Origin of the sequence: Colwellia marinimaniae (assembly GCF_002207865.1) — a bacterium.
Taxonomy (GTDB): domain Bacteria; phylum Pseudomonadota; class Gammaproteobacteria; order Enterobacterales; family Alteromonadaceae; genus Colwellia; species Colwellia marinimaniae.
On sequence record NZ_BDQM01000419.1, the window covers coordinates 1 to 249 of the forward strand.

Here is a 249-nt window from a genome sequence, read left to right on the forward strand (position 1 = left end):
GTTTATTACTGTATGCCAACCTAGTTTACGGCAACGGTACCGATAAGTTTATGGCTAAAGCCGCTGCGGCTGGGGTTGACTCATTGCTGATTGCCGACGTGCCAGTACAATACGGTCAACAATTTAAAGACGCCGGCGATAAAGTCGGTATCGAAAGTATCTACATCGCACCGCCAAATGCCGATGACGCGACACTGCAACTGGTAGCAGAGCAAGGGTCTGGTTATACCTACCTACTTAGCCGCGCAG

At 50.2% G+C, this 249-nt stretch carries 1 protein-coding gene; it reads left to right on the forward strand.

Translation table 11 applies throughout. The features are described 5' to 3' along the window. Positions 1–249 (forward strand): tryptophan synthase subunit alpha (locus MTCD1_RS19895; protein ID WP_200818700.1); only part of this gene is annotated, 249 nt, incomplete at both ends.